This is a genomic window from Burkholderia sp. BCC1993, from assembly GCF_905339865.1.
Lineage (GTDB): Bacteria > Pseudomonadota > Gammaproteobacteria > Burkholderiales > Burkholderiaceae > Burkholderia.
Map to the genome: position 1 here is coordinate 209,883 of NZ_CAJPGZ010000017.1, position 13,804 is coordinate 223,686.

11 protein-coding genes, 1 pseudogene and 1 riboswitch are annotated in these 13,804 nt (G+C 70.1%); of the genes and pseudogenes, 4 read left to right on the forward strand and 8 right to left on the reverse strand.

Translation table 11 applies throughout. The features are described 5' to 3' along the window. The first annotated feature begins 328 nt into the window (after positions 1-328). Together U4Y91_RS27525 and U4Y91_RS27530 are read left to right on the forward strand one after the other, a co-directional pair. The gene (locus tag U4Y91_RS27525; RefSeq protein WP_321807750.1) at positions 329-1,249 is read left to right on the forward strand and encodes a LysR family transcriptional regulator; all 921 of its coding nucleotides are present in this window, start codon (positions 329-331) and stop codon (positions 1,247-1,249) included. 118 nt (positions 1,250-1,367) lie between these two features. Next, positions 1,368-1,769 (forward strand): OsmC family protein, encoded by a 402-nt coding sequence (locus U4Y91_RS27530; protein WP_321807732.1) that lies wholly within the window; start codon positions 1,368-1,370, stop codon positions 1,767-1,769. A 101-nt stretch (positions 1,770-1,870) separates the two neighbouring features. Here the strand turns inward: U4Y91_RS27530 and U4Y91_RS27535 are convergent, their stop codons facing one another. Next, positions 1,871-2,752 (reverse strand): Dyp-type peroxidase, encoded by an 882-nt coding sequence (locus U4Y91_RS27535; RefSeq protein WP_321807733.1) that lies wholly within the window; start codon positions 2,750-2,752, stop codon positions 1,871-1,873. 485 nt (positions 2,753-3,237) lie between these two features. Between U4Y91_RS27535 and U4Y91_RS27540 the strand changes: the two genes are divergently transcribed. Both U4Y91_RS27540 and U4Y91_RS27545 read left to right on the forward strand, forming a co-directional pair. Next, positions 3,238-5,100, forward strand: a complete 1,863-nt coding sequence (locus U4Y91_RS27540; RefSeq protein WP_321807734.1) for an ABC transporter ATP-binding protein — start codon at positions 3,238-3,240, stop codon at positions 5,098-5,100. 229 nt (positions 5,101-5,329) lie between these two features. Then, on the forward strand, positions 5,330-6,043 hold the full coding sequence (locus tag U4Y91_RS27545; protein ID WP_257770651.1) for a riboflavin synthase subunit alpha: 714 nt from the start codon (positions 5,330-5,332) through the stop codon (positions 6,041-6,043). Between the two features lie 93 nt (positions 6,044-6,136). On the opposite strand, the gene U4Y91_RS27550 is transcribed toward U4Y91_RS27545, so the two are convergent. From U4Y91_RS27550 to U4Y91_RS27580, 7 genes and pseudogenes are all read right to left on the reverse strand, one after another. Further along, the gene (locus tag U4Y91_RS27550; RefSeq protein WP_321807735.1) at positions 6,137-7,378 is read right to left on the reverse strand and encodes a voltage-gated chloride channel family protein; all 1,242 of its coding nucleotides are present in this window, start codon (positions 7,376-7,378) and stop codon (positions 6,137-6,139) included. A 79-nt stretch (positions 7,379-7,457) separates the two neighbouring features. Further along, positions 7,458-7,561: riboswitch (Fluoride riboswitch) on the reverse strand. Between the two features lie 60 nt (positions 7,562-7,621). After that, positions 7,622-8,641, reverse strand: coding sequence for a chemotaxis response regulator protein-glutamate methylesterase (locus tag U4Y91_RS27555; protein ID WP_321807736.1), 1,020 nt, complete (start codon positions 8,639-8,641; stop codon positions 7,622-7,624). After that, positions 8,638-10,947, reverse strand: a complete 2,310-nt coding sequence (locus U4Y91_RS27560) for a hybrid sensor histidine kinase/response regulator (protein ID WP_321807737.1) — start codon at positions 10,945-10,947, stop codon at positions 8,638-8,640. The genes U4Y91_RS27555 and U4Y91_RS27560 overlap by 4 nt, the downstream gene beginning before the upstream one ends. Beyond that, on the reverse strand, positions 10,944-11,648 hold the full coding sequence (locus tag U4Y91_RS27565; protein ID WP_321807738.1) for a chemotaxis protein CheW: 705 nt from the start codon (positions 11,646-11,648) through the stop codon (positions 10,944-10,946). The genes U4Y91_RS27560 and U4Y91_RS27565 overlap by 4 nt, the downstream gene beginning before the upstream one ends. A 45-nt stretch (positions 11,649-11,693) precedes the next feature. Next, positions 11,694-13,118 (reverse strand): CheR family methyltransferase, encoded by a 1,425-nt coding sequence (locus U4Y91_RS27570; protein WP_321807739.1) that lies wholly within the window; start codon positions 13,116-13,118, stop codon positions 11,694-11,696. Further along, positions 13,115-13,582: a chemotaxis protein CheW gene (locus U4Y91_RS27575; RefSeq protein WP_415750505.1), complete on the reverse strand. Its 468-nt coding sequence runs from the start codon at positions 13,580-13,582 to the stop codon at positions 13,115-13,117. Before U4Y91_RS27575 ends, U4Y91_RS27570 begins: the two co-directional genes overlap by 4 nt. A gap of 41 nt (positions 13,583-13,623) precedes the next feature. Then, a pseudogene (locus tag U4Y91_RS27580) lies at positions 13,624-13,804 on the reverse strand (methyl-accepting chemotaxis protein); the annotation flags it as partial.

The window sequence follows — 13,804 nt, forward strand, 5'->3', positions numbered from 1 at the left end:
AAATATGAAGCGACGGCATCTTAGCCGAACTAGCCGAACGGGTCGTATCTTTGTGACGAAATGGCCGACCGGGACAGCATGATGGCGGATTTCTACAGGCTTTCGCCGACCGATGGTTTGGCCGCGCGGAAATGCGCATGCCGATGGGCGGACTCGCATCGTGACGGCTGCCTCGCATCGCGCATCGGCTCCACGCACGCTCGCGTGGCGTGACGATCGTCATCGACATGCATCGAACGGCATCGGTCGCCTGCACAACGCGCACCCGCGTTCCGTTGTTCGCGCATCCATTAGAATCGCCCCACCGCCCACCACGCCGCCTTCGTCCGTGCCCGCCGATCATCGTCTCGACCTGAACCTGTTCCGCGTGCTCGATGCCGTCTACGTGCACGGCGGTATCGGTGCGGCCGTCCGTGCGCTGCACCTGACGCAGCCGGCCGTCACGCATGCGCTCAACCGGCTGCGCGCGCATTTCGACGACCCGCTGTTCGTGCGCCAGGGCAACCGCGTCGTGCCGACCGAGCGCACGCGCGCGATCATCGCGGACGTGCAGCTTCACCTCGCCGGCCTGCAGCGCGCCGCGCGCGACCCGGCGGCATTCGACCCGGCGACGCTCGACCTGAGCATCGCGGTCGGCATTCGCGACGTGCTCGAATCGATCGCGCTGCCGCAGATCGTCGCCGCGTTCGCCGGCGCAGCGCCGGGCCTGCGATTCGTGAGCCGCCGCGTCGCGGTGCACGACATCGAACGCGAACTCGCGTCGGGCAATCTCGATCTGGCCGTCGATCGACGCGTGCAGACCGGCCCGCGCATCGTGACCGAGCACCTGCTCGACGATTCGCTCGTCGTCGCGATGCGGCACGATCATCCGTTGACCGGCGGTCCGCTGCGGCGCGGCGACTATTTCGCCGCGCGGCATGTCGCGGTGTCGTCGCTCGGCGAACCGCAATCGCTCGACGTGCTGCTCGGCAACGACGGGCGCTTCCGTCACATCCAGCTCGTCTGCCAGCATTACTTCGCCGCCTGCCAGATCGCCGCGGCGGGCGACCTGCTGCTGACGCTGCCGCGCACGTATGCGCTGCGCATGGCGGCGATGCTGCCGATCGCCGTGCAGCCGCTGCCGCTGCGACTCAAGCCGTTTCCGCTGCTCGCGTACTGGCACGAATCGCGCGAGACCGACCGCGCGCACCAGTGGGTGCGCGAACGCGTCGCCACGCTCGTGCGCCGGAGTGCCGGCGTCGCCGGCTGATCCCGGCGAGCCCCGTCGACGCGCGTGGCGCCCGCGTTTTTCCTCGAGACGGTATGCTGACGGCTCACACGCCGCGCGTCGTCGCGGCCGCCTCTTTCCCGCTTACCGGAGACTTGCCATGCCGCTCATCCACGCTGCCGCCACCCTCGCCGCCGACGCGCCCGACTACGTCGTCCAGCTGCAGGCCGGCACGCACGCGCTGACCGGCGACGAAGCGCCGCGCGAAGGCGGACAGGGCCTCGGGCCGGCGCCGTTCGAGTTCGTGCTGGCCGGCCTCGCGCAATGCACGGCCGCGACGCTGCGCATGTACATGCAGCGCAAGACGTGGCCGGCCGCGCGCATCGACGTGCGCACCGAACTGCATGCCGATCGTGACGGGCAGCAATACGTGCGCCGCGTCGTGACGCTCGACGGCCCGCTCGACGACGCGCAGCGCCAGCGGCTCGCGGAAATCTGCGAGAAGACGCCGGTGACGCTGTTCATCAAGCGCGGCACGCGCATCGAAACGACGCTGAACTGACGGGGCGGCGTACCGCGCCGCACGCGATCGCCGCGTCACAAGCAAAACGGGCGGGCCGCGCGCGATGCGCGGCCCGCCCGTTTGCGGTTGTCGTCCGGCGCTTAGAGTCCGAGCGCGGACAGGTCCAGCTTGCCGTCCTTCACCGGCGGGCACCAGAAATACGCGCCCGTCAGCGGTCGCGTGAAGCGGAACAGGCCGTCGACGATGCCGTCGTCCGCGCCGCTCATCCGGCGCATCTGCACGTCGAACGCGCGGAACGAACAGCCGAACGCGACGAAGTAGAGCCCCGCGCGGCGCGCATCGGACCACGGCGACGAACGGCGCAGCATGAATGCCTCCGGCTCGAAGCTCTCCTGCGCGGTGCGCTTCACGTGCGCGAACGCGGGCGCGTCGTCGAGCTCCTCGTTGTCCGAGCGGCGGCGGCCGATGATGTGATCCATGTCGCCCGACGCAATGCGCTCCATCTGGTCGAAGTCGTGCAGCCATTGCTGAACCGCGACGAAGCTCGAACCGTCGAGCCCCGCGCCCTGCCCCGTGACGACCGCCGCGGCCAGCGCGTCGTCGCCGGTCGGGTTCTCGGTGCCGTCCTCGTAACCCGACAGGTCGCGATCGGTCGAATAGCGGAACCCGTCGACCGCGTCCTGCAGCACGAACGCCGGCGCGAGCGCCCGCTCGATCGCCCGCGCGCGCAGCACGAGTGCGCCGCGATCGTCGCCGCGCAGCCAGACCCAGACGTCGGCCGGCGTGATCGGCAGCGTACGGTCGTTCACCGCGAACGCCGGGTATTCGGTGAGCCCCGGAACCGGGCGGCCGAGATGCGCGGCCAGCGCCTGCCCGAAGCCCGCGACCGTGTCGCGCCCGTCGACGAGTTCGCGCAATGCCGCGAGCGCCGTGGCCACATTGACGTTGTTCGAAATCGTGAAAGTGAGGTATCGGGCCGCCGTGTCGATCGGAGCCAGGATGCCTTGCTGAACGTCGCTCATCGTTTCCTCAGGAGTGTATCGGGTGAATCCGCGGGGCCGCAGCGGCCGGCGCGCAACGGCAGAGTGTAATCGATGCCGCCCGCCGCCCCGTGCGGCACCGCACCGCGGAACACGCACGAAAGAGGGCCAAAACCCCGAATACTAACCTCATCGCTGCTGCAACGCCGCATTCGTCAGACGTTGCGGCGCGTCCGGCTCTGCTGATAAAATCCCTTCACGTCTTTTTCGGCGTCCTTTCAACCGTTCACTTCAGGGAGGTGCAGATGTTCCGAATGCCAGCAACCTTCCCGAACGTGGTCCCACGGCGCGGCTGATCCAGCCCGTCGTCCGCGCCGGCTTCCGAGTGCTCCGCTAGCCCGCCAGCCCGCGCATTTTCCCGACAGCCCGTTTCGTTTCGCCCGCGTCGTGCGCGCGGTCCGGCTGTCGCGTTTTCGACGTTCTCCGAACCGGAAAGTCCCGTCGCGCGATGCGCCGGGCAACGATACATGACCAGAAAAACCACCCATCTGGGCGGCCAGGCATTCCAGGCCGTCTTCGGCTTCACGTTCCGCTACTGGCGCAAGCAGCCGGTGCGCATCGCGACGATCACGACGCTGGCGCTGCTCGGCGCGCTTGCCGACGTGCTCACGCCGCTGTTCGCCGGGCGCCTCGTCGATGCGCTGTCGACCGGCCTGGCCAACCGCGCCGCCGCGTGGCATGCGGCCGTCACCGCGTTCGGCACGCTGGCCGCGCTCGGCATCGGCGCGACGCTGCTGCGGCAGGGCGTCTACCTGAGCATCATCACGCTCACGCTGAAGATGATGAGCGAGATCGCCGCGGCATCGTTCCACCGCGTGCAGCGTTTCTCGACCGACTGGCACGCGAACAGCTTCGCGGGGTCGACCGTGCGCAAGATCACGCGCGGGATCTGGGCGCTCGACCTGCTGAACGACACGGTGCTGATCGCGCTGCTGCCGTCGGTCACGATGCTCGTCGGCGCGACCGTGCTGCTCGGCACGCACTGGCCGGTGATGGGGCTCGTCGTCGGTGCGGGTTCGCTGCTGTACATCTCGGTGACGGTCGCCGTGTCGCTCGGCATCGTCGCGCCGGCCGCGCGGCTCGGCAACCTGTGGGACACGCGCATGGGCGGCGCGCTCGCCGACGCCGTGAGCTGCAACGCGGTCGTCAAGGCGTTCGGCGCGGAAACGCGCGAGGAAGCGCGGCTCGATCGCGTGATCGGCAAGTGGCGCCAGCGCACGCGCCGCACGTGGGTGCGCGGCACGTTCAACGGCGGGCTGCAGGGCGCGATGCTCGTCGCGATGCAGGCGGCGATGATCGGCGTCGCGCTGCGGCTGTGGGCGAACGACGAAGCGAGCGTCGGCGACATCGCGTTCTCGCTGACGATGTTCTTCATGCTGCAGGGCTACCTGCGCGACGTCGGCATGCACATTCGCAACCTGCAACGCTCGGTCAACGACATGGAAGAACTCGTCGCGCTCGAGCGCCAGCCGCTCGGCATCGACGATCGGCCCGGCGCGCCCGCGATCCGGATCGGGCAAGGCGAGATCCGCTTCGAGCACGTGACGTTCCGCTACGGCAACCATCCGGTGCCGCTGTACGACGACTTCTCGATGCGCATCGCGCCCGGCGAACGCGTGGGCCTCGTCGGCCATTCCGGGTCGGGCAAGACGACGTTCATCAAGCTGATCCAGCGCCTGTACGACGTGTCGGGCGGCCGCATCACGATCGACGGCCAGGACATCGCGCAGGTGCGGCAGGATTCGCTGCGCAGCCAGATCGCGATCGTCCAGCAGGAACCCGTGCTGTTCCACCGCACGCTCGCCGAGAACATCGCGTATGCGCGCCCCGACGCGAGCCGTGCGGAGATCGAGCGCGCCGCGCGTCTCGCCAGCGCGCACGACTTCATCGTCGCGCTGCCAGACGGCTATGACACGCTCGTCGGCGAACGCGGGATCAAGCTGTCGGGCGGCGAACGCCAGCGCGTCGCGATCGCGCGTGCGTTCCTCGCGGATGCGCCGATCCTGATCCTCGACGAAGCGACGTCGAGCCTCGACAGCGAAAGCGAGGTGCTGATCCAGCAGGCGATGGAGCGGCTGATGGTCGGGCGCACGACGCTCGTCGTCGCGCACCGGCTGTCGACGGTGCGCGCGCTCGACCGTCTGCTCGTGCTCGAGCGCGGCAAGGTGATCGAGGAAGGCAGCCACGACGCGCTGATCCGCATCGACGGCGGGACGTATCGCCGGCTGTTCGAGCGGCAGGCGCTGGAACTCGCGAAGGGCTTGATCGATCCGCCGCGGCGCACGGCGGACGGTCATGCCGGGTCGCGGGGAGAGCCGGCGGAAGCCTGATGGCAACCCGACCGCAACCGGGCGCGCGGCACACCGCCGCCGCGCCCGGTTGCGCCACGCGGGACGTCGATGCGATCGCCACGAATTCGCGAGGCCGTTGCGCGCGTCGTCGATTCCATTCGACGGTGCCACGCGACCCGCCGTGCGCTGCCCGGCAAACCCCTGGCGAACGAGGCGAGCCGGGATCACTTATCATACCGGCCAGGCAATTTGCGACGAAAGGCAGATCATGTTTACAGGCATTGTTCAGGGTGTTGGCGTCATCAAGGCCATCAAGGATCACGGCGAACTGAGAACGTTCAGCATCGAATTCCCCGAGCGGTTCACCACCGACATCGAGATCGGCGCGAGCGTCTCGGTCGATGGCGTCTGCCTGACCGTGACGACCATCCACTCACCCGAGCTGATCGACTTCGACGTGATGTTGCCGAGCCTGCGCATCACCACGCTCGCCGACCTCACGACCGGCGCCCGGATCAACGTCGAGCGGGCCGCGAAGGACGGCGCTGAAATCGGCGGACATCCGCTGTCCGGACATGTCGATTTCATGGGAACGATCGCGAACATCGCGTCGTCCGAACACAACCGGATGATCCGCATCGGCGTGCCGGCCGATTTCAGGCGCTACGTGTTTGCGAAAGGCTATATCGCGATCAACGGCTGCAGCCTCACCGTGTCGGACGTCAATCGCGACGAAGGCTGGTTCGACGTCTGGCTGATTCCCGAAACGCGACGCGCGACCACCTTCGATGCGAAGGGCGTCGACGACCGGGTCAATATCGAGATCGAGCGCAGCACGCAGGTCGTCGTGGATACGATCCGCGAGTCGGTCAAGGAAACCCTCGGGGAATTGACCGGCGTCGTCACGACGTTGCTCGCGGAGAAGGGCATCGATATCGAGGAACTGCTCGCGCGGAACGTCGCGAAGCTGCCGAAGGCCTAACGGCAAAGAACACCGCCGTTCCCGGTGACGCTCGGGATCACCGGGCGTCGGTTTCCGTCGCGATGCGCCCGGCCGGCCGCCCCGCACGCGGCCTTACTCCACCTCCACCTGCGCCCTCTTCCCCACCGCCACCCGTTGCGCGCGATAAATCCCCGCGTGTCCGGAAAACAGATAGGCGACCACGCAGGCGACGATCGCATACACGCCGACATCCGCGCCGAACAGCTCGATCGCCATGATCGTCGACGCGATCGGCGTGTTGGCCGCGCCCGCGAACACCGCGACGAAGCCGAGCCCCGCCAGCACGGGCACCGGCAGCGCCAGCACCTGCCCGAGCGCGTTGCCCAGCGTCGCGCCGATGTAGAACAGCGGCGTCACTTCGCCGCCCTTGAACCCCGACGCGAGCGTGACGACGGTGAACGCGAACTTGCCCGCGAAATCGTAAGCCGGCAGCGGCCCGTGAAACGCGGCTTCGATCGTCGGAATGCCGAGCCCGAGATACTGCGGCACGTTCAGCACGGTGGCGGCCACCGCGACCAGCAGGCCGCCGAGCACCGGCTGCAGCGGCGCATAGCGGATCACGCGGCGAAACCACGCGGTCAGCGCATGCGTCGCGAACGCGAACAGCCGGCCGACGACGCCGAACGCGACACCCGCGACGACCGTCGCGGCCAGCCCCGTCGCCGACACGGCCGGCACGAACGGAATCGCATAAGCGGTGTGATGCACGCCCCACGCGCGGCACACGACGTCCGCGACGATCGCCGACGCGACGCAGGTCAGCAGCGCGTCGTACCGTACGCGCCCGATCGCGAGCACCTCGAGCCCGAACACGGCGCCCGCGAGCGGCGTACCGAACACCGACGCGAACCCGGCCGCGATGCCGCCCATCAACAGCACACGCCGATGCTCGCGATCGAGCCGGAACAGGTGCGTGATGCGATCGGCGAGCGCGCCGCCCATCTGCACGGCCGTGCCCTCGCGGCCGGCCGACCCGCCGAACAGGTGCGTGACGACGGTCGCGACGAGCACGAGCGGCGCCATCCGCTTCGGCACCAGCGCCTTCGGGTCGTGAATCTCGTCGATCAGCAGGTTGTTGCCGCGCGCGACCGACTGGCCGAACCGGTGGTAGACCCAGCCGGTCGCCAAACCGGCGGCCGGCAGCCCCCACAGTAGCCAGGGATGCGCGACGCGCGTGCCGGTCGCCCAATCGAGCGCGATCAGGAACAACGCGGAAGCCGTGCCGGCCAGCGCGCCGAGCAACGCAGAGAGCGCGAGCCAGCGGCACACGTAGCGCACGGTCGCGAAAAAATCGGCAGAAGTCGAGAAAAACATGATTTCCAGATTCGACGGGACATCAAAACCTGGGCGGCAGAATACCGCATGGACGGCCTGCGACCTCCTGACAACCCAGGAACACGCAGGCATCATCAGCCGGGCAAGCCGGCGGTTGAGGGCCGAACCGCGCGCGACGCGCCGGGATCGACCGCAGGGAGGCATGCCATCTCCGCAGGCGACAATTGTACGCGACGCCGCGCGGCGCGCGCAATGCGGCCCCGCCGGGGCAGCGGCGCGCCGTCAGTCGAGCGGCATGCGCGTCACGCGTGAAATCAGTTGCGGCGCGATCCGGTCGAGCGGCAGGATCGCCGACGCCGCGCCGATCGCCGCGGCCGCCTTCGGCATCCCGTAGACGGCGCTCGTCGCCGCGTCCTGCGCGATCGTGTAGCACCCCTTTGCACGCATCGCCTTCAGCCCGAGCGCGCCATCGCGCCCCATCCCGGTCAGCAGCACGCCGAGCGCGTCGCCCTCCCAGCCGTCGGCGACGCTGTTGAAGAACACGTCGATCGACGGCCGGTACGGCGTCTCGGCCGGATGCCGCGTATAGCCGAGCACGCCGCGCGGCGACATGTACAGGTGATCGTTGGTCGCCGCGAGCAGCACCTCGCCCGCCTGCGGCACGCTGCCCTGCCGCGCGACGCGCACGGGCAGCCGCGTATAGCCGTCGAGCCACTCCGCCATGCCGACCGCGAACGCCTGGTCGACGTGCTGGACGATCACGAGCGCAGCCGGAAAATCGGCCGGCAGCGCGCGCAACAGCGCGGTGAGCGCGGTCGGCCCGCCCGCCGACGCGCCGATCGCGATCAGCGTCGGCTGGCCGCGCGCGGGTGCGGGCCCGGGCGGCACGGGCGTCGCGGTCCGGCTTTCGAGCAGCCGGCCGATCTGGTCGATCTTCGCGAGCAGCGGCTGCGGCGCCGCATCCGACGGCAGGCCGAGCGCGAGCGTCGGCGTGTCGACCGCGTCGAGCGCGCCGGCACCCATCGCCTCGTAGACCGACGACGTGTTCGCGCTGACGCTCGCGGTCACGATCAGGATCGCGCACGGCGCGCGCGCCATGATCTGCCGGGTCGCGGCCACGCCGTCGAGCTTCGGCATCACGAGATCCATCAGCACGAGGTCGGGCGGATGCGCGACGCAGAAATCCACTGCCTCGTCGCCATCGGTCGCCACCCACAGCACGCGGTGATCCGTGCGCAGCGCGATCACGCGGCGCAGCGCCTCGACGGCAAGCGGCAGATCGTTGACGATGCCGATGTTCATCCGCGTGCGTCCCCGATCAGGTCGTGCACCGCGTCGAGCAGCGCCTCGTCGTGGAAACTGCTCTTCGCGAGGTAGTAGTCGGCACCGGCATCGAGCCCGCGCCGGCGATCCTCGTCGCGATCCTTGTACGACACGATCATCACCGGCACGCGCTTGAGCGTCGGATCGCCCTTGATCAGCGTGACGAGTTCGATCCCGTCCATGCGCGGCATGTCGACGTCGGTGACGACCAGGTCGAACGCGTCGCTGCGCACCGCGTTCCAGCCGTCCATTCCGTCGACCGCGATGGTCACGTCGTAGCCGCGCTTTTCCAGCAGCTTGCGTTCGAGCTCGCGCACCGTCAGCGAATCGTCGACGACGAGCACGCGGCGGCGCCGGTCGGCGAGCGCGAGCTGCCGGTCGCGCGTGAGTTTCGCGAGCTGTCCGCCGCGCACGAGCTTGTCGACGGAGCGGATCAGGTCCTCGACATCGACGATCAGCACCGGGTCGCCGTTCTCGAGCAACGCGCCGGCCGCGATGTTCTGGATCTTGTGCAGGCGGCTGTCGAGCGGCTGCACGACGAGCATCCGTTCGCCGAGGAAGCGATCGACGGCGACACCGTAGAGTTCGGGCTCGCCGCCGACGACCACGACCGCCGTGCTCGCGCGCGCGACGCCGGGCTCGCCGGCATCGAGCAGCTGGTGCGCGGCGACGAGGCCCGCGCGCCGGCCGTCGAACGGAAAATGCGGCTGGCCTTCGAGCACGTCGATGTCGTCGTGCGACAGTTCGAGCGTGCGGCGCACGTGCGCGAGCGGGAACGCGTACGGCTCGCCGCCGACCTCGACCAGCAGGCTGCGGATCACCGATAGCGTGAGCGGCAGCTGCAGCACGAAGCGCATGCCCGCGCCGGGCTCGTTGAAGATGCGCACCGCGCCGCGCACGCCGCGCACCATCTCCTGCACCGCGTCGAGGCCGACGCCGCGCCCCGACACGTCGGTCACCGCATCGCGCATCGAGAAGCCCGGCAGCAGCAGGAATTCGAGCAGTTCGGGATCGGACAGCCGCGCGGCCGTCTCGTCGTCGGTCAGGCGCTGGCGCACGACCGCCGCGCGCAACGCATCCATGTCGACGCCCGGCCCGTCGTCGATCACGCTGACGAGCAGCGAGCCGGCGCTATGCCGCGCTTCGAGCGTCACGCTCGCCTCGGCCGGCTTGCCGCGCGCGAGGCGAGCGTCGGGCGATTCGACGCCGTGGTCGATCGCGTTGCGCAGCAGGTGGCCGAGCGGCGCGTCGAGCAGGTCGAGGATGTCGCGGTCGACCTGCGTGCCTTCGCCGACGATCGAGAAGCGCACCTGCTTGCCGAGCGAGCGCGCGAGATCGCGGACGATCCGCGGATACGCGCGCGTCGCGTCGCCGAACGGCCGCATCCGGCACTGCAGCGCCTCGTCGTACAGCTGTTCGGCGATATGCGTGCTGCGCCGCTCGAAGCGGTCGAATTCGTCCATGCGCTCGGCGAGCGAACGCTGCAGGTCGTTGAGCATGTGCCGCACTTCGTTCACCGACGCGAGCACGCCCGCGTCGAGATCGTCGGCAAACTGTTCGTACAACAGATCGAGCGACCGGGCCGCGTCGCGCTGCGCGCGCTTCACGCGCAGCATCGACTCCGCGAACGGCTTGAGCCAGCGCGATTCGACGAGCGATTCGCCGGACAGGCTCAGCAGCCGGTTCAGCGTATCGGCCCGCACGCGGCGCATCGCGCCCGCGCCGGCCGCGCGGCCGGCCTGGACCGGATCGGGCACGGCCGCCGACAGGGCGAGCGGCGGCACCGCGGCACCGGCCCCCACGGGCTCGTTCGCGGCGCCGTCGTGCTCGCGAAACGGCGCGACGGACGGCGGCGCCGGCGGCGGCGCGAACGTCGGTGCCGGCATCGCGTGCGCGCCGTCGGCGCCCGTCAGCGCCAGCGCGAACGCCTCGATCTCCGCCGGCGACACGGGCTGGGCCTGCGGATCGGCGACGCGCACCAGCAGGTCGACGCCGGCCAGCAGCACGTCGACATGCGTGGCCGTCAGCGCGATCGTGCCGGCCTGCGCCGCGACGAAGCACTCTTCCATGCGCCCCGCGATGTCGACGCCGAGCGGCACGCCGACGATGCGCGCGGCGCCCTTCAACGAATGTGCGGCGCGCATGCACGCCTCGAGCGCGACGGAGTCGGGCTCGCCCGATTCGAGCGCGAGCAGGCGCTCGGACAGCGCCTGGGTCTGCGTGCGCGTCTCCTCGCGATACAGCTCGAGCAGCGACAGTTGGCTCAGATCGTCATCGCCGCTCATCGCATGCTCCGTGTCACGGCGTCGAACAGCCGATCGTCGTCGAGCAAGCCGATCGACTTGCCGCGCCACGACAGCACGCCGCGCGACAGGCCGGCGCTCGCGCGCCCGACCGTCGCCGGCACGGGCACCCATTCGGATGCGCCGAAGCGCAGCACGCCCTCGACTTCGTCGACCGGGAACACCACCGGCTCGCCCTGGTGCGCGGCGACCAGCAGCCGCGTGAAACGGCCGTCCGCGCCACCCTCGCGGCCCTTGCCCGCGTCGAGGCCGAGCAGCGCGCCGATCGAGATCGCGATGCGCAGCGTGCCGCGAATGTTGACCACGCCGCGCACGGCCGAATGGCGGCGATGCGGCAGCGAATGGATCGGACGCGTGCCGGCGATCTCGCGCAGCACGCCGATCGGCAGCGCGAGCCATTCGTCAGCGACGCGAAACGCCAGTGCCGCCTGATGCGTATCGTCGTCGCCGTGCGCGCGGGTCGCGTCGAACGCGCTGATCCGCTGCGTGGCGTCGGCCAGTTCGGCGGCGCCGAGCGGGCGTTCGAGCAGTTTCGCCGCGTGATACGCATAGACCGGGCAGTTCAGGCAGCGCAGGCACTCGGCCAGCCGCTCGCACGAGCGGTCGCCGTGCGTGCCGATCCGGTTCCAGCAATCGTCGACGCCGATCGTCGTGTCGTCAGTGGCAACGGCGTCGCGGTTCATTCTTTCCTCGGTCATCCCGATGTCGGCTCCCAACCCGTATTCTCATTATCCGGCCGAGCGCCGCGCACGCTCGAGCAGCCATTGCGCGCCGGCGCCGTCGCCGCCGACGTCCAGCAAGGTCGCGAGATGCGTCAGCGCTTCGTGGTGCGTCGGCCGCAGATACAGCGCCTTCCGGTAGAAATCGCCCGCTTCCGCGACGCGCCCGCGCGCATCCGCGATCAGCCCGTTCAGGTAGAACGCGTCGGCGTGCGGCCCCGCGTGCGCGGAAAACTGCGCGAGCACGCGCTCGGCCTCGTCGAATGCGCCCGCGTTGGCCAGCGCCTGCGCTTCCTCGAGCGTCGGCGCGGCGCCGTCGGCCGCCGTCGCCGGCGCGGGCGTGTCGGCCACGTTCGCCGCATGGGTCAGCGGGTCGACGCGCGCATCGGCCCGCGGCCCGAACGCCGTCGGGCGCCCGGCCGGTTCAAAGGCAGCGCGCGCTGGCGCGGCATCGCTCCACGTCGGCGGAACGACGGCCAGCAGCGGGCGCGTCGCAGCCGGCGGCGCCACGGCGAAGCGCTCGGCGCGCCGGTACGGCGCAAGCGCGGGCATCGGTGCCGCATGGCGGGCTGCGTACGCGTCCGCCGCAGCGCCATCGCGCCCGCAATGAAACGCGAACGCGAGCGGCACGCGTGCCGAACGCATCCCGCGCCGCATCGCGACGCCCGTTTCGGCCGGCCCGACGAACAACATGCCGTCGTCGGCGAGCGCGCTTTCGAGCGAACCGATCACACGGTCCTGCGCGTCGCGGTCGAAATAGATCAGCACGTTGCGGCAGAACACGAAATCGTAGCGGATGCCCGTATCGGTGCCCGGTTCGACCAGGTTCGCCTGGCGAAACTGCACGCACGCGCGAACGCGCTCGTCGAGCAGCCAGCCGTCGGCGACCGGCGTGAAGTAGCGGCCGCGGAACTCGGTCGCCGTGCCGCGAAATGCATTGCGCCCGTAGCAGCCGAGCCGCGCCTGTTCGATCGCGCGCGCGCTCAGGTCGAGCGCGTCAATCGTGAAGCTGGCCGGCTCGAGCCCGGCGTCGAGCAGCGCCATCGCCGCCGAATACGGCTCCTCGCCGGTCGAGCACGGAGCGCTCAGCACGCGGATCACGCGCCCGGGCGTCGCGGCGAGCCGCTCGGCCGCGAGCCGCGCGAGCGTCGCGAACGCCTCGCGATCGCGGAAGAACCACGTCTCCGGCACGATGAACAGCTCGATCAGCGCGCGCCGTTCGTCGGCCGACGCGTTGAGGTGCTGCCAGTAGGCGTCGAGCGCTTCCGGCGTGACGGGCGGCCGCGCCGCCAACGGCAGCCGCTCGCCGTCGCCCTGCAGCGCCTGCATGCGCTCCGTCAGCGCGCGGCTCAGAAAATCGTTACCGAGCGAATCGGGGTCGATGCCGGTCTCGCGCAGCAGCCAGCCGCGAAATCGCGAATCGGACTCTTTCATGCGGACTCCCCTTCGTGGCCCGGCAGGCCGTCGAACAGATACAGGCGCGCAACGTCGTCGATCAGGTCGGACACCGAGACCTGCTGCACGATCCCGCCGGGCGTGTTCGCGACGCGCCCGAGCCAGCGCGTGCGCGCGGTCGATACGCCGCTGGCGCGAAACGCCGTGCGATCGATCCGCAGCGTCTGCGTCGCGCGCTCGATGATCAGGCCGATCACGCGCTCGCGGTCGAGCTGCCCGACGCGGTAGCGAACCATCACCAGCCGCGTCGAACGCAACGCATGCGCGCGCCGTCCGAGCGCGAGCATCGGCACGTCGATCACGGGCACCGGCTGGCCGCCGCGCATCAGCAGCCCGGCGATCCATTCGGGCGCGCCGGGCACGGCCTTGGCGGTCGCGAGCGGCAACACCTCGTCGATGTCGGCCGCGTCGAGCGCGTAGCGCTCGCCGTCGAGCTCGAACATCAGGAACAGCGCGTGCGCGGCGCCGTGCGGCTCGACGCGCGTCACGCGTCGACCTTGAAGCGCGACACGCTGGTGCGCAACTGATTCGCGACGAGCGTCAGGTCGTCGATCGCCTGCGACGACTGGCGCAGCGATTCGGCCGTCTGCTGCGCGGCTTCCGACAGCTGCGACAGCGCCTGCGTGATCTGCTCGGCACCGTTCGCCTGGGTCTGCATCCCTTCA